Origin of the sequence: Hyphococcus flavus (assembly GCF_028748065.1) — a bacterium.
Classification (GTDB): Bacteria; Pseudomonadota; Alphaproteobacteria; order Caulobacterales; family Parvularculaceae; genus Hyphococcus; species Hyphococcus flavus.
The window spans coordinates 594,071-611,002 of record NZ_CP118166.1 but is presented as its reverse complement, the minus strand read 5'-3'; the positions used below and the strand labels follow the sequence as shown (position 1 = coordinate 611,002).

At 56.6% G+C, this 16,932-nt stretch carries 10 protein-coding genes; 9 read left to right on the top strand and 1 reads right to left on the bottom strand.

The window, feature by feature from the left end; genetic code table 11:
* Window position 1: 1 nt before the first annotated feature.
* On the top strand, window positions 2–3,859 hold the full coding sequence (locus tag PUV54_RS02930) for a baseplate multidomain protein megatron (protein WP_274494039.1): 3,858 nt from the start codon (window positions 2–4) through the stop codon (window positions 3,857–3,859).
* Between the two features lie 3 nt (window positions 3,860–3,862).
* Here the strand turns inward: PUV54_RS02930 and PUV54_RS02925 are convergent, their stop codons facing one another.
* Entirely contained in the window at window positions 3,863–5,626 is a 1,764-nt protein-coding gene (locus PUV54_RS02925) for a DUF885 domain-containing protein (protein WP_274494037.1), read from the bottom strand.
* Window positions 5,627–5,906: 280 nt separating this feature from the next.
* On the opposite strand from PUV54_RS02925, the gene PUV54_RS02920 reads away from it, so the two are divergent.
* From PUV54_RS02920 to PUV54_RS02885, 8 genes are all read left to right on the top strand, one after another.
* Window positions 5,907–6,821 (top strand): J domain-containing protein, encoded by a 915-nt coding sequence (locus tag PUV54_RS02920; RefSeq protein ID WP_274494036.1) that lies wholly within the window; start codon window positions 5,907–5,909, stop codon window positions 6,819–6,821.
* An 86-nt stretch (window positions 6,822–6,907) separates the two neighbouring features.
* Complete coding sequence (locus PUV54_RS02915; RefSeq protein ID WP_274494035.1) at window positions 6,908–8,329, top strand: hypothetical protein; 1,422 nt, start codon at window positions 6,908–6,910, stop codon at window positions 8,327–8,329.
* Window positions 8,330–8,367: 38 nt separating this feature from the next.
* Window positions 8,368–9,594 (top strand): bifunctional alpha/beta hydrolase/OsmC family protein, encoded by a 1,227-nt coding sequence (locus tag PUV54_RS02910; RefSeq protein WP_274494033.1) that lies wholly within the window; start codon window positions 8,368–8,370, stop codon window positions 9,592–9,594.
* Between the two features lie 137 nt (window positions 9,595–9,731).
* Window positions 9,732–11,246, top strand: coding sequence for a Do family serine endopeptidase (locus tag PUV54_RS02905; protein ID WP_274494032.1), 1,515 nt, complete (start codon window positions 9,732–9,734; stop codon window positions 11,244–11,246).
* Between the two features lie 122 nt (window positions 11,247–11,368).
* On the top strand, window positions 11,369–12,055 hold the full coding sequence (locus PUV54_RS02900; protein ID WP_274494031.1) for a response regulator transcription factor: 687 nt from the start codon (window positions 11,369–11,371) through the stop codon (window positions 12,053–12,055).
* A 7-nt stretch (window positions 12,056–12,062) separates the two neighbouring features.
* Entirely contained in the window at window positions 12,063–13,490 is a 1,428-nt protein-coding gene (locus tag PUV54_RS02895) for a sensor histidine kinase (RefSeq protein ID WP_274494030.1), read from the top strand.
* A gap of 180 nt (window positions 13,491–13,670) precedes the next feature.
* Complete coding sequence (locus tag PUV54_RS02890) at window positions 13,671–13,955, top strand: HU family DNA-binding protein (protein ID WP_274494029.1); 285 nt, start codon at window positions 13,671–13,673, stop codon at window positions 13,953–13,955.
* Between the two features lie 103 nt (window positions 13,956–14,058).
* Window positions 14,059–16,929: a bifunctional [glutamine synthetase] adenylyltransferase/[glutamine synthetase]-adenylyl-L-tyrosine phosphorylase gene (locus PUV54_RS02885; protein ID WP_274494027.1), complete on the top strand. Its 2,871-nt coding sequence runs from the start codon at window positions 14,059–14,061 to the stop codon at window positions 16,927–16,929.
* Window positions 16,930–16,932: the final 3 nt, after the last annotated feature.

Genomic DNA, 16,932 nt, shown 5'->3' with positions numbered 1-16,932 from the left:
AATGGCGCAACTCATCCTCACCGCCGCGCAAGGTGTCGGATCCGCCGTCGCCAAGGGCGGCATTGGCGCGTTTCTCGCGCGCACGGTTGCGACGACCGCCGCATCCTACGCCGCCGGTTACGCCGACCGCCTGATTTTCGGGCCGCGCAAACGAAAAGCCGAAGGCCCCCGTCTTGAAAGTTTCTCTGTGCAGGCGTCGCAGGAAGGCGCGCCCATATTGCGCGTTTACGGCCGCGCGCGTCTATCCGGTCAGCTCATCTGGGCGGCAAACTTTAAAGAGGCCACGTCGCAGACGACGGAATCCTCCGGCGGCAAGGGCGCGCGCCCCGCCGCGCAAACAACTTATACGGAGTATCTTTATTCTATCTCTTTCGCCGTGGGGCTTTGCGAGGGCGAGATCGACCGCATCGGGCGGGTCTGGGCCGACGGCAAGCCGTTCGATCTTTCAAAACATAATGTGCGCATCTATCGCGGAACGGAAACGCAAAACCCTGATGCGCTGATCGAGGCGACGGAGGGCGTGGGCGCGGCCCCGGCCTTTCGCGGGCTTGCTTATATCGTGTTTGAGGATTTAACCCTCAAAGACTTCGGCAATCGCATTCCGCAACTGTCATTCGAGATCGAAAAGGGCCTCAAAAAAACAGATTCGGGCGCGCTCGAAAACAACCTCACCGCTGTCACCATGATCCCCGGTTCCGGCGAATTCGTCTACGGAACCACCGGCGTCAACCGCATCATCGATGAGGGAATTACCTCCAGCGAGAACATCCACAACAATCAGGGCGTGACGGACTTCGTCGCGTCGCTCGATGCGCTAGAGGCGGCGGCGCCCAATCTTCAGTATGTCTCGCTTGTGGCTGCATGGTTCGGCGACTCTTTAAACGCTGGCGCCTGCGCTTTACGCCCGGGCGTTGAAGCGGACGAGAAAGAAACGGCGCCCTATGAATGGAAAGCGGCCGGCGTAACGCGTACGAGCGCGCATCTTGTTTCCACAGTGAACGGCGCCGCGGCCTATGGCGGCACGCCCGCCGACCGCAGCGTCATCGAGGCCATTCAGGCTATGAACGCACGCGGGCTGAAGGTCATGTTCCATCCGTTCATTCTGATGGATACGAGCGGTTACCCCTGGCGCGGGCGGATTGACGCCGGCGCCAATGACAAGACCGCGGCGGCAACAAGCGGCATCGCCGGTTTTTTTGGAACGGCGGCGGCGTCAGACTTTTCCATTGCAAACGGGGAAGTGATTTATTCAGGCCCGGCGGAATGGTCGTTCCGGCGGATGATTTTGCATTATGCGAAACTGTGTGCGCTTGCTGGCGGCGTCGATGCCTTTTTGCTGGCTTCGGAATTGCGCGGGATCACTACCACGCGCGATGATAATGACAACTACCCCGCCGTGGCGCAGTTGATTTCGCTGGCGGCGGAGGTGCGCAGCATTCTTGGCTCTGCAACGAAAATCTCCTACGCCGCCGACTGGTCGGAATATTTCGGTCACCAGCCGGCGGACGGTTCCGGCGACGTGTTCTTTCATCTTGATGATTTGTGGATGGACAGCGAGGTCGATTTTATCGGCGTCGATAACTACATGCCGCTCGCCGACTGGCGCGACGGGTTTTCGCATCTCGATGCGGCGGCGGGCGCCATAAGCCAGTACGATCCCGAATATTTGAAATCGAATGTTCAGGGCGGCGAGGGCTACGACTGGTATTACGCAAGCCTTGAAGATCGCGACAGCCAGACCCGCACGCCCATCACTGACGGCGCCTTTGGCGAGCCGTGGATTTATCGGTACAAGGATTTCTGGAGCTGGTGGTCGAACGCGCATCATAACCGCCCCGGCGGCGTGCGTGACGCGTCACCCACATCCTGGGTTCCAGAAAGCAAGCCCATTTACTTTACCGAGACGGGCGCGCCGGCGGTGGACAAGGCGGCCAACCAGCCGAATGTGTTCGTGGACGCCAAAAGCGATGAGAGCGCCTTACCGCATTTCTCCACTGGATATCGAGACGATCTCGCGCAACGGCGTTACATTGAAGCACAGGCGAGTTTTTGGCGCGAGGCGTCGAACAACCCCATATCATCCGTCTACGGCGGACCTATGATTGATACCTCACGGCAGTATGTCTACGCAGTCGATGCGCGCCCGTTCCCGGATTTTCCGGCGCGTTCGGATGTCTGGGGCGATACGGCGAACTGGGAAAAAGGCCACTGGCTGAACGGCCGGCTCGGCCGCGCGCCGCTAGACCTGCTTGTGACGGCGCTCGCCGCCGAAGTATCGTTTGAAAATGTTGAGGCAACCGGCCTTGAAGGGGTCCTCACCGGCTATGTGGTCGACCGGCCCATGTCCGCGCGGGAGATGATCGATCCGCTGGCGGATGTTTTTCAGTTCGATATGGTGGAGACAGGCGACGTAATCCGTTTCCAGCTGCGCCATGGCGAACGAGTGCTGACGATTGACGCGAGCGGCCTCGCTGATCGCAGAGACAGCGCTTTTTCCTTATCGCTGGCGCAGGAGGCGGACCTGCCTGCCGCGTTCCGGCTCGGGTTTTTCGACGAGCAGGAGGAGTTTGCGCCCGCCGTCGCAGAAGCGCGCGACCCGGGCGCCAGACCGAATCGCGAGGCCGGAACCGACATCGCGGCGGTGATCCCGGCGGCGGAAGCCGAAGCACGCGCGCGTTCGATCCTCGCAGACGCCTGGGTGATGCGTGAGAGTCTTGAGTTCTCGTTGCCGCCTTCTGCGCTTGCCATAGAACCGGGCGACGCGATCATCCTGAATGATCTAGGGTCTGAGCGCCGTTACCGCATTCTTGAGATCGATGACGCAAACGCGCGTGACTGTTCGCTCGTTCGCGTTTCTCCGTCTGTTTATGACGCGCCATCGGGACCGTCGATATTCACGCCGCCTGCTGACGTGAATGTTTATGCCGCGCCAGTGTGGGCGCTGATGGATTTGCCGTTGCTGTCAGGCGCCAATGATGCGGGCGCGCCGTGGCTGGCGGCCTTTGCCGACCCTTGGCCCGGCGGCGTCGCGCTTTACCGGTCGAGCGGCGAAGCAGCGCCGAGCCTTGCGGGACTCGCGCCCGCCCGGGCGGTGATGGGGCGTCTCGAAACCGCCTTGCCGCCAGCCGGGGCCGGGCGGTTTATAGAACGCAGCGTCGAAGTGCGGCTCCTATTCGGCGCACTGTCGTCGAAGGCGCAAGAGGATGTGTTTGCCGGCGCCAATGCCTTCGCCGTGCAAAGCGACAGCGGCGCATGGGAAGTCTGCCAGTTCCGCGATGCAGTGTTGAAGCCCTCCGGCGCGTGGGAACTTTCGGGCCTGTTGCGCGGGCAGGCGGGCAGCGAGGCGGAAGCGCTGGCCGGGGCGGGCATCGGCGCCCGCTTTGTTCTGTTGACGCCGTCAGTAACGCAGGTCGAGTTTAATCTTGCACAGCGCGGTCTTGCCTTTGACTGGCAGGCGGGGCCCGAGCAGGACCTACCCGATACGGAGAATTTCACCGCGCAAAGCCTTGCCATAAACGCGCGCGGACTTGAGCCGCTGTCGCCGGTTCACTTGCGCGCTCGGCGGCAGGGGAGCGATATTGCGATTTCGTGGATCCGCCGCACGCGCGAAGGCGGCGACACATGGGAGGGCGAGGTTCCCCTTGGCGAACAATCCGAACGCTATTCGCTCACCATATATGACGGCGAAAACCTGGTGCATGAGGTTGAAACAACAACGCCGTCATACGTATACGCCAGCGCCGACATTACCACCGACTTCGGCGGGCCTTACACGGACCCCGCCATCACCTTCGCCGTGGCGCAGATTTCCGATGCGGTCGGGGCGGGCGCGGAGAGGAAGGAAAGCGTTACGTTATGACGCCTATTTATTCTCTGCGATCCACGTCTCCACATGCTCCCGCATGGCCGACAGCGGAACGGCGCCGTTTTCCAGAATACGGTCGTGGAATTCCTTGATGTCAAACTTCTCGCCGAGGCGTTCTTCCGCTTCACGACGCAGTGCAAAGATTTCGAGCCCGCCCGTATCATATGCGGTCAATTGCCCGGGAATGACCGCGATGCGGTCGAGCAGGACTTCGGCGCTTTCCTCATTGAAACGGCCGGAAGCCATGGCGAATTGTTTCACCTCTTCCTCGGACCATCCGTAGGCGTGCAATCCGGTGTCGAGCACCATGCCGCGTGCGGGCCACGCGCGCCGCGAAATCGGGCCATAGTCATTATACATGCCTGCTTCTTCCGCCAGCGCCTCGGCGTAGCGCGCCCAGCCTTCCACATAGCCGGAGGAACTGAGCATCTGGACGATAGGGTGCAAACCTTCAACGGCATAGGCTGTTGCAATCTGCAGGTGATGGCCGGGCCAGCCTTCATGAACGGCGACAATCTGCGCCTCGCCACGGGTCTGGGTTTCCCATTCGTCGGTGTTGATGCGGTAAGTCGCAGTTCCTTGCGATGGCGGCGTCGACTCATATCGCGAGGACTGGCCCGTGCCTTTCAGATAATCCGGATAGGGCTCAACACCCATCTCCTGTTCGGGAAGTTTAGAGAAAAAGGGCGCGGCTTTTTCCTTGGTGATCGCCACTTCCGCACGCGTGAAGTCGATCAGTTCCTGTTCGCTTTCGAAGCGGTTTCCAGGCGCCGTTTTTACTCGTTCAAGAATTTCTGCGAAGTCATCCGTGCCAAACAATGCTTCGCCGCGTTCAATAACTGCCGCCGTGTTGGCGTTGACGGCAGCCTGCCCGTTTTCGTGAGTCGCCTTCGAGCCGATATCGGCTGTGTGAAAAACTTGCAACAACGCTTCGTAACATTCGGCGCCGTTCGGCACGGCGGTGATGGCGAGATCATCCCGCGCCGACGGCATGTATTCGTTATTCAAAAACGTCCTGAAAGAAATAAGCGCCGGCTTTATTTCATCTTCCGCCAGCCTTTGCGCCTGCATCTTGAACTGATCATCTGCGTCGGCTGCGAAAGCGATGAAAGGAAGGTTTGCCGCCGGCGCCTCGATCAGCGCGTCAAGCTGCGCGATCACGCGCGCGGCAACCCGTTTGGGTACGGAATACCCTTCTGCAAGACCTCTGCGCAAGTTGACTTCATCCTGCGCGATATAAGCGGGAAGCTTCGACCAGCGCTCAAGGGCGGCGGCGCGTTCTTCCTCTGTCGCGACGGGTTGCATCGACGCAATAATGGGAAGGGCGTTTTGCCAGCCGAACATATGGTTGAGCGACCAGCCGGACTGCTTGCATACGCGGGCGCGCTTGCTCGATTGAAGCGCGGCTTTCAGAGACTGGTAGGCGACCCAGTCGGCGCGGTTCGCGAGTGTCTCCGGATCGATTTTGGCGATCCTGGCAAGCAACTCATCTTCAGTCCTTTCATACGCAGCGTCAGCCTCCGGGGTGTTGAGGTCGAAGGCGTCATTCGCGATCGGCACGTCTTCGCCAAGGCTGGAGAACACAATCTGGAAGGGGGCGATGGTTTTAATCGCTTCGAGGTAGGCATCGGCGATCGCATTTACTTCGGCGCCTTGATCCGCGGGCGCTATGTTGTCTTGCGTATCTTCTTGTTGTGCGCAGGAAACGAGCGCCGTGCCGAGAAGCAGAGACGAAGCGAAGAACGCGATGAGTCGATTCATGAAGACCCCCATGTTTATGATTTCTGTGAAAATAGCACCGTTCATTTGCGCGAACACCCTCTCAATGGGGTGTCTTGCCCGGAGGCGGCGTCGATCCGCCGATTTTCGGACCCGACGAAAAGGGTTTGGATGCAAATTCTCCCGCCAAAATTAACCCTAAACTCTTCATTTCGGGGGAAAATCACCTATCTGTAGGCAGCCTGGGCGTCGCGATTTCGCGCGCCTTTTTATGAACAAGAACTTAACGGCGTCAGCAGCCGGACATTAGGATACGATACAAGTGGCGCGAAACCCTTATCTTGTGCTGGGGCTTTCTCCGAAGGCGAGTGATGCGGAAATCCGCTCCGCCTTCCGTCAGCTTGCGAAAAAACACCACCCTGACCGTAACCCGGACGACAAAAAGTCCGAAGACAAGTTCAAGGAAGTGTCTGCCGCTTTCGATATTCTGGGCGATCCGGAACGTCGCAAGAAATACGACCGGGGCGAAATCGACGATGATGGTCGTGAACGTCCGAATCCATTCCATCAGTGGACGCAACGCGAAGGCCGCGGCGGCAGCGCGGGCCATGCTGGCGGCCCGGGCGCAGGCGCATCCTACGAAGACTTTTCTGATATCTTTTCCGACCTTTTTGGCGCGCGAGGGACACGCGGCGGCGGCCATCACATGCGCGGCCGGGACGTGCGTTACCGGCTTGAGGTGGATTTTCTCGACGCCGTCAATGGCGCCAAGAAACGCGTCACCATGCCGGATGGGCGCACGCTCGATCTTTCCGTGCCTGCGGGCTCTGAAGACGGTCAGACATTGCGGCTTAAAGGTCAGGGCGAAAAGGCGCCAGGCGGCGCCGGCGATGTTTATGTAGAAATAAAAGTAAAACCGCATGCGGTTTTTGAACGCAAAGGCGACGATATTCATATCGAAGCCCCAATCACCCTCAAGGAAGCCGTGCTCGGCGGTAAGATCACTGCGCCGACCATCGCCGGTGATGTTTCCGTGAACGTGCCGAAATACTCCAGCTCTGGAACAGTCCTCCGGTTGAAGGGGCGCGGCATGCCTAAAAAATCAGGCGGCGCCGGCGATCAATATGTTAAGCTGAAAATCGTTCTGCCCGAAGGCGGCGACAAGGCGCTCGAAGAGTTCGTCAAAAACTGGAGCGGCGCCGGCGCTAAAAACCGCAAAGACTTTGCCGGTGCATAGCGCCGTGTGGGTTTTCGTCGTTTGACCCGGCGGGCGGTTGATCGTACCACACGCCATCATAACTGGACGCAAGCTGAACACGTTTCATGAGCCTCAGCCCGCAAAAAAAAGAACGCCTTAGCGCCTTTCTCGGCGAGTTGCCGGTCGCGGCGGCCGTAAAACTTTTTGCTGCTGTCGAGGCTGACCGCGCCGGGGGCGGCGAGGGTCTGCCCCATGACGATATTCTCAACGACCTGCGCGCGGCTTTAAAAGCGCGCGGCGGGGCGCCGCCAAATCGCCCGCCCGATGCGAAAAGAACATTTTTCACGCCGTTTGAAGACTACTTCGTCAGCATAAGGACGGGGAAAAAACGAAAAGCGCAAATTGCACGGACCTCTCTCGATCCAATCTGGCGCATAATGATGACCGATCAGGCGATGACGGAAACAGCGCTCGCCGCCGCCGCGCTGGATGACGCCTATGCTGCAGGCAGGGAAACGAAACAGCTGATCAGCGCTATGTTTCTCGCGGCTGAAGCCGGGCTCGGCAGGCTTTGCGGGCACGCCGCGAAAAGCACATCGACGCGAGAAGCCCTCATCGCCGAACTTGGCGATGAAGCCGCCATGCAGGACCTGGAAGAGATTCATAGTTTGATGGAAGGCGTCGACATGCTCCGTGCATTGCGGTCGATTGTGCCTTCCCATTCTCCATCATTGACAGAAGAGCAGTACTACCAGCTTCGTCAGCTATTCCTGTCGGCGCATGAGCAATCTGCGCAGCTTGGAGAATACATGTTGCTGGCTCTCAAAGGGAGGCTCGAATCGCCATGGCGTGCTCTTGGCGTTTACTATCACCTTGCGCGCAGTGCAGATGAAAAGCTCGCCGCCGCTCGTGAGGCGATCTCAGCGCTTCCTGAAAGTCTGTTTGAAGATCTCGAGGGAATGGCGAGAGTGCTTGAGCGTTCGGGTTCTGCGCCGCTTCATGCGCAAACTGTTCTTGCGCGGCTTTCTTATTTCGCCGATTTTGCAGACGGGCTTGCAAACCACGCCGCCAAGGCAGGCGACAATGTATTCTTGAACCGAATAGAGGCGTGCCGCGACATCGCCGGCGAGGCGCACGAGCGTTTTTCCGAACTGGCGCTTGCCACGATGCGCGCCGTGATGCCGGTTCGCGTAACGCGCGGGTCGGCGCGACTTTCACCGCCGCGGCCGGATTTTTCAAAGCCGCTTAATGCTGAAATGATTGATGATGCACGGCGCGCCAGTATGTTGATCGCTGCTGCGCCGGAAAATGCGCGCCGTCTTGGCGCCGAGGCAGGTGCTGTTCGCGCGCTTGTTGAGGATGCATGCAACCAGGCGCGAACTTATGCAAATGATCTTGTCGCTGAAATTCGTGCAGCCGAGGGGGCTGAGCGTGACGCAGCGAAGCGCCTTCTTACGCACGTGCTGACCGTGGTTGCGCCTTTACTGAAAAGTGATGAGATCGGTCTTATCCGTGATCGTGCGGCGGCTGCGGCGGTGACGGCTTAACGCTATCAGCGCTCAACACAGAACAGAAGGAGCGCACCATGTCCGGCGAAACAAAAAAAACCGAGTTCAATACGTCCTCCGGAGAAAAGCTGGCTGCAGCGCTTGAGCTTCCGTCAGGCCAGCCCAAAGCATTTGCGCTTTTCGCTCACTGTTTTTCTTGTTCGAAGGATATCAAGGCTGCAAGAGAAATCGCCAGAAGTCTGCGCGCGCAAGGTTTCGCGGTTTTGCGGTTTGATTTTACCGGGCTTGGCGCCTCTGAAGGAGATTTCGCCAACACCAATTTTTCTTCCAATGTTGATGACCTTGTTAGCGCCGCCGATTATCTGCGAGATGAGTTCGAAGCCCCGTCAATCCTGATCGGCCACTCGTTAGGGGGAGCAGCCGCTATTGTTGCGGCGACGCGCATTAGTGAAGTCAAAGGCGTAGCAACTATCGGCGCGCCGGCGGAGGCTGATCATGTGGTTCTGCAAATTGCCGAGCATCGCGACGAAATTGAACGCAATGGATACGCTACGGTTAAACTCGCTGGTCGGCCGTTCACCATCAAAAAACAATTTCTGGATGATCTTGAGAAACAGGATGTTCTGACCTGCGCTGAAAAACTCAAGAAACCCTTAGTGGTTATGCATGCTCCCTTAGATGAAACTGTAGGCATAGAGAATGCTTCGCGGATATTCCTCGCGGCGAAACATCCAAAGTCTTTCATCAGTCTCGATAACGCCGATCATTTGCTTTCGAATGTGCGGGATGCGCGATATGCGGCTGGCGTTTTGGCGGCTTGGGCGGCGCGGTACATCGGCAACGACGCGGCGGAAGATGTGCAGACGAACGCAGCGATGACGGAAACGCCCGCCGTTTCGGCGTTCAGGGGCGGTGCTTTAGCCCGGTCAGTTAAGGGCGAGCCATTCGCCATCGCACTTTCAGTAGACGGCCATCCAATGATCATTGACGCCGGCAAGGCCGACGGCGGTTCTGACTTGGGACCAAATCCGACCCGCACCCTTGAGGGGGCTCTTGCGGCTTGCGGCGCTATGACCATTAAAATGTACGCGCGAAGAAAAAAATGGGACGTTGAAGAGGTCGAAATCCGTATCAAGCGTGCTGAGCGCGAGGATGACCATGCGCCCCATGTTTTGGAGAAAGAATTGCGCGTCAGCGGCGATCTCGATAAGGATCAACGCGCTCGCCTGCTGGAAATAGCTGATAAATGCCCAGTCCACCGCATGTTGACGGAAGGCGTTCAGATTCGGTCCCGAATCGGTTGATTTAACTAAACAATTTTTAATGCGCGAGGGGCGCTTTGCTAAAGGCTGATCGTGATTAATTACATTAAAATCGGAAAGTTCGCGGGGCGCTAACACCACAGAGCCTTTTCGGCTCGATGTGAAGGCAAAAAAGGAAGATGAAGTTGAGAAATCAGTACAAGATACGCCGTTCGCCCAAACGTTCGGTATTTGCAATCACAGCGGCGGGGGCTGCAGCCGCGGCGTTAAGCATCGCGGGATTAGGTTTTCACACGGCGAATGCCCAAGCACCCAGGCTGATGGCGCCCCCGGTGTCGGCTGACGGAACGTTGTCCTTTGCGGATCTGGTGGAACGCGTCAGCCCTGCGGTGGTCAGCATCCTGGTCGAGCGTGAGGTTGAAACGCCGCGCATACCGGATGGTCTTGAGCAGTTTTTTAATTTCCGCTTTGGTGATCCTGGTGAGCGGACGCCGGATAACTTTGATGATGGCGTGCGCCGGATGGAAGCTCAGGGCTCAGGATTTTTTATAGATAATGACGGGCATATTGTCACCAACAACCATGTCGTCGCCGACGCTGATGAGGTTCGCGTCCGGTTGTCGAATGGTGATGAAGTCAGCGCAGAGGTCATCGGCCTCGATCCGTTGACGGATCTTGCGGTGTTAAAAGTCGAGCCGCCGCGCAATCAGTCTTTTGTCGAATTTGCTGACGACGTGAATCTGCGCGTTGGCGATTTTGTGCTTGCGGTGGGCAACCCTTATGGTCTGAACGGCACTGTCACCAGCGGTATCGTTTCTGCGATTGGCGGTCAAAATCGTGAGAACCAGTATCTTGATTTCATTCAGATCGACGCCCCCATCAACCGAGGAAACTCAGGCGGCCCAACTTTTGACCTCAAAGGACGCGTCGTAGGTGTTAATACTGCGATCTATTCGCCGACAGGCGGCAGCGTCGGTATTGGCTTCGCTATTCCGGCCCGCGTCGCCAAGGACACGGTCGCGCAACTGATTGCAAATGGATCCGTGACGCGCGGTTGGCTCGGCATTCAGTTGCAGGAAGTCACGACTGAAATCGCCGCCGCGATTGGTCTTAAGGAAAGCGGCGGCGTTCTGGTCGCCGATGTAATCGACAACACGCCTGCGCAACGAGCGGGCCTGATGGATGGCGACGTTATTCTTGGCGTCGCCGGCGAAGATGTTGAGACGTCAAATGAACTATCGCGGCGTGTCGCTTCATTTCCGCCAGGTGAAAAGATTAGCTTGAAGATTCATCGCGACGGCAAAGTGCGCAATCTGGATGTTACCCTTGGTCAGCGTGATGACGATCAAACGGCTTCAGCAGAAGATGTTCCGTCTAACGATGACGACAGTCTGGCTGCCGACCTTGGTTTACGTGTTTCGGAGTTAAACGACGCCATGCGGCAGCAATTTCGGGTGCCTGACAATGTGGACGGCGTGATGGTGACTGGCGTGCGGCCGGGAAGCCCTGCTCAAGAAGCTGGTTTGCAGCCAGGCGTTGTCATTCTCCAGGTTGATGGCGAAGATGTAGCGTCAGGCAACGACCTCCGCTCGAAGATCCAAAATGCGAAACGGTCTGATAAAGACGCGGTTCTGTTGCGTATGCAGTTTGGCGCCAACCGTCAGTTCGGTGCGTTGTCGCTCGATACTGAGTAAGCGACTTGTGTTACAGCGCTTGCGTGTTGCGTTTCTTGCGCTCTCACGCAAGCGCTCTTTTGTATCTATGAAGCGGGTCGGGACGCTATGAACCGGACGCGAAATTACGTTAAGGTGTGAATATGAGAATATTATTGGTCGAAGACGATGCAGAAGCAGCGGCCTATGCTGCGAAAGGCCTGCGTGAGGCGGGGCATGTTGTCGACCACGCTCTCGATGGCGAGTCCGGACTGAACATGGCGGAATCTGGCGGGTACGATGCTTTTGTCATTGACCGCATGCTGCCGAAAATGGACGGGTTGTCTCTACTTTCGAACCGGCGCGCCGAGGGCGATGAAACGCCGGCGCTTTTCCTTTCCGCGCTGGGCGAGGTTGATGACCGCGTTTCCGGCCTGAAAGCGGGCGGCGACGATTATCTGGTGAAACCTTACGCTTTCTCCGAGCTTCTTGCCCGTATTGAAGCGCTAGGCAGGCGGCGTACAACGGGTCCAACGGAAGTCACGACACGGTTTAAAGTTGCTGATCTTGAGCTCGACGTCATCAATCGTACAGTGCGGCGGGCATCGCAGAAGATCGATCTACAACCGCGCGAATTCAGGCTGCTCGAATATTTGATGCGGCATGCGGGGCAGGTTGTAACGCGAACCATGCTGCTCGAGAATGTGTGGGAATATCACTTCGATCCGCAGACGAATGTTATTGATGTTCACATTTCCCGATTGCGGGCGAAAATTGATAAAGATTTCGACAAACCTTTGCTGAAGACTATCCGCGGCGCAGGGTACAAGCTCTCCGACGACGAAAGCTGATTGGACGATGCTGCTCCGCATCCTGCGAACGACGTCTTTCCGTTTTACGGTCATTTACGTCGTGCTCTTTGCGGGCGCAGTAGCGGCGCTGGGCGCCTATTTTTATAGCGCAACCTTTGGCGAGGCGGCAAAACAAACCGACGCCGTCATCGAAAGCGAAATCGGCGTCCTGGCGGATCTGTTTTCGACGAGCGGCCCAGGCATGCTGACGCGCGTCATCAGGCAGCGTACAGCATGGTCTGATGACGCTATTTATATGCTGATCGGCGCACCATCCGGCGCTGTTCTTGCAGGTAATTTAACAGCGCTTCCGCCAGAAGCCCTGACCGCGGAAGGTGATTTTTTCGACTTCAAGTTTGAAAAACCGCTCGTCGACGCCGCGGGCCGGGAAGTGGGCGTGCAGCAGCGTGAAGCGCGCGGCAAGATGATGCGTTTCCGGGCGACGGCGGATGCTGAGCAGTCCTATCTTGTTGTGGTTGCGCGCGACGTGGCGAGCCGTGAATATCTACGTAGCCGGTCGCAAAGTGTGGTTACGCGCGCGGCGCTCGTTACTATCGCCTTCGGCGTTGTTATCGGGCTTATTTTTTCACGCTCGCTTTTGCGCCGGGTTGAAGTCGTCAACAAAACCTCTCGCGCAATTAGAGGCGGTGATCTCTCGCAGCGCATTCCCATGAGCGGCGCTGGGGATGAGCTTGATGATTTGAGCGAAAATCTCAATTCTATGCTCGACCAGATTGAACGGCTGATGGCGGGTATGCGTGACGTATCAGACAACATCGCACATGACCTGCGTTCACCGCTAACGCGGATACGCAACCGTCTTAGCGACGCTATGAATGGCGGCGCGGACGCCAAGGACGAGGCGTTGCGGGCGACAATTGATGATTCTGAAAAGCTTCTTGCGACTTTTAATGCGTTGCTTTCCATTGCGAGAATCCAGTCAGGTGAGGGCGCGGGGGTTTTAAAACCCATTGACCTTGTTGCCATCGCTGAGGAGATGTCGGAATTGTACGAACCGGCAGCTCAAGACGTAGGGTTTGATTTTCGTTTGATAACTGCGCCAACGCCGACAGTGAAAGGATCGCGGGAGTTGATGAGCCAGGCAGTGGCTAATTTTCTCGATAACGCCCTTAAATATGCGGAGGGCGGGACTCTGATTGAACTGAAAGTAGAGCCTGCAAAGTCAGGCGGGGCTGTGCTCTCTGTAGCTGATGACGGACCTGGCGTAAGGCCGGAAGACCGTGAGCGGATTTTCGAACGTTTCGTGCGTCTCGAGGAAAGCCGTACTACCCCGGGTTCCGGTTTAGGGTTATCTCTTGTTTCGGCGATTGCGCGTGCTCACAACGCTAAACTTGAACTCCGTGACGGGCTGAAACATAAGTCAGGCGATGGTTGCGGTCTGCGAATCGTCATGAGCTTTCCTCCGGCTGACTAGGCGGAACTGATTCGAATCACCATATTTCTTAGTAATACACTGGCGTTTAGTGAAAATGACGCTTGCGCTATTCTGGAAATCAGTTCTTCTTTTTTAGCTCACCCACTGTCTGAAATTGCGGTCAGTGTTGACGACTAAAGCATTCGCCTGACAGACCGCGCCATTTGAGGGATTTTTAAAATGAGCAAAGCGGAATTTATTGCTAACGTCGCCGAGGCTGGCGATATGAGCAACGCCGAGGCCAAGCGTGTAGTAGAGCTCGTATTCGGCGAAATCGAAAACGGGCTGAAGCGCGCCAAGAAAGACGGTAAGTATACCATCGGTACTTTTGGCACATTTACGGTTTCGAAACGTGCTGCACGGAAGGGCCGCAATCCGCGTACTGGCGAAGAGATCAAGATCAAGGCGTCGAAATCTTTGCGGTTCCGTCCTTCTTCCATGCTGAAGGAAGCTGCGGGCTGCTAACCCTATTCTAGCATTATGACGATTTGCCGCCGCATGAATAAGATTCGTGCGGCGGTTTGTTTTTTGTGGATTTTTTTCTGCATGCATTGTCAAATCAGTGATAATGACGGCAAGTTTTCCTTTTTCGGATTCCATCGCCAACACGCTGACTATCTACGATAGTGAGGCGGTACAGCGCATTCGTGCTGACCTGGGCGTCGTCTACACTTCCTTGCCGAAATCTGCTCAGGAATTGTTAGACGGCGTCGCTTCGTGTTCGCCCTATCTCCGCCGTCTCATGCTGCGTCGCAAGGATGCATTGCCCAAACTTTTCGCTGAGCCCTTGTCGCGTGCAGTTGAGAACGCAACAACACTGGCCCGATCCGCCGCTCAACAAGACGACGCGGATATCCAGATGCGGGTTCTGCGAAACGCCAAAGACTCAGCTGCGTTGTCGATCGCCCTTGGCGATATTGCGGGCGCCATGAGTGTCATGGAAGCGGCGGAGGCGTTGTCGGTGTTTGCTGATGCGGTTGTTGAGGGGGCGCTAGCGTCAGCCGTCAAACGATCACCACTAGAATCAGAAACGGGAATAGCTGTGCTCGCCATGGGCAAGCATGGCGCCTGCGAACTCAATTACTCAAGTGATATAGACTTGATCGTGCTTTTCGATCCAGAACGGATGCAAATCACTGATCGGTTGGAGGCGCAAAAGCACGCGGTTGCCGTGACGCGAGACCTTGTCAATCTTCTGCAAATGCAGACTGGCGATGGTTATGTATTCCGTACCGACTTGCGGCTGAGGCCTGATCCTGGATTTACAGCGCCTGCCGTATCAGTCCGTGCTGCGGAAACTTACTACGAAGCATACGGACAGAATTGGGAGCGTATGGCCTATATAAAAGCGCGCCCATGCGCCGGCGATAAGGAAATGGGGCATGCGTTTCTGGCTACACTGCGCCCGTTTGTGTGGAGAAAGTATCTCGATTATGCGGCTATCGAAGATGTGCATGCAGTCAAACGGCAAATGCATTCCGCCAAGGGGGGCGGTGAAATAGCCTTCGAAGGGCATGATATTAAACTTGGCCGTGGCGGCATTCGAGAGATTGAGTTTTATGCGCAGACCCAGCAGCTCATCTTGGGAGGTAAAGACGAAGGGTTGCGTCAGCGGCAAACTTTAAAGGCCCTGGCGGCGTTGAAAACCGCAGAACACATCAGCGATGATGCCTGGGCAATATTATCATCTGCTTATCAACATTTGCGGCATGTGGAGCATAGGCTGCAAATGATCAATGATGAACAAACTCACCGCCTGCCAGTCACTGAAGGGGATATTCAACGCGTCGCCAGTTTTTCTGGCGCTGATAGTGTGGGCGATTTTCGCCGGAACCTCCTGAAGGCATTTGACAGTGTGGCGCAAAATTATGACACGCTATTTGAAATGAGCGAAGCTGAAGAATCTCAGCCCGGGCCGCTTGTGTTTACAGGAGTAGAAGGTCATCCGGCGACACTGGATACCCTTTCAGGTATGGGATTCAATAGGCCGCAAGATGTCAGCGCCGCCATTCGGCGCTGGCACACAGGAGCAATGCGCGCAACCCGTACGGAACGTGCGCGCGTTTTGCTCACGAAACTGGTGCCGCCTTTACTAACGGCGCTTGCCAAAGCGAATGAGCCTGACGAAGCGTTCTTTGCGTTTGAAAAATTTCTTTCGGGTCTGCCGTCCGGCGTGCAGGTATTTTCGCTGCTGCTTAACAACATAGAAGTTTTCGACACGCTTATCCGGATAATGACGATTTCTCCCTATCTTGGCCGTGAGTTTTCAAAACAATTGAACCTTGTAGAAAGTCTTCTTGATCAGAATTGGTCTGCGCCGTTACGCGATGTGAATGAGTATGCGAAAGAATGCGACGAAATAATTGCAAAAGCCGTCAGCTATGAAGCATCGTTAAACGCTGCAAGACGATGGGCGGGTGAGCAAAAGTTTCCTGTAACGTCACGCTTGGCTATTGGCTTGATCGCTCACGCTGAAGCCTCCGCCCACTACACCGCCATCGCAAATGCCGCGATCTCAGCTCTTGCCAATGCTGCGGCCGTCGAGATGGAGAAAATGCATGGCCGAATAAACGGCGATTTTGTTGTTATTGCGCTCGGTCGTCTCGGTTCTGGGGAAATGACGGCGACTTCTGATGTTGACTTGATGTTCGTATATGATGCGCCGTCTGATGCGATGTCCGATGGCGAACGCTCGCTCGGCGCCGTTGAATACTACACCCGCCTCGTGCGGCGTGTGGTGACGGCGCTATCAGCCGCCACGGAAGAGGGCGCGCTATATGAAGTTGATATGCAACTGCGTCCCTCCGGCAAAGCAGGTCCAGCAGCGGTTGGGCTTCCCGCTTTTCGGCGTTACTACGAAGAAGACGCTTGGATCTGGGAGGTGATGGCGCTTGTAAAATCACGAGTGATCGGTCCGCGTAATGGTCTGGCCATAGCGATTGAAGACGAGATCGAATCCATTTTGACGAGGAAAAGGCGCCGTCAGGAAGTTGCGCAAGCAGTCATGGAAATGCGGGAACGACTGGCGACTGCAAAACCGGGATCCGGCCCGTGGGATATCAAAAACATTAGCGGCGGCCTTATCGATATTGCATTTCTTTGTCAGCATCTTTCGCTTGTAACGGCGTTCTCGCTTGGACGCGCGCCCCGGCCCGTGGGTAAGGCTATTAACTGGTTTGCGCAAGCCGGCGAACTGGCGCAGGAAGAAACGGCAATGCTGCAAAAGGCGCACGCATTGTTTGAGGCGGTGTTACAGGCAGGCCGGGCGGCGACCGGCGAAGTCTTTTCACCCGAAAAGGCAGGTGAGGCGCTTTGCGCGCGGATGGCATCCGTATGCGGAGAAGAGTCAATAGATGATGCGGCGAGTGTGCTTATTGAGCTTCAATCAAAAGTCGCACGGTTATTCGTCGCGAAGCTTTCGCAAGGATGTGGGCGCTAGTCT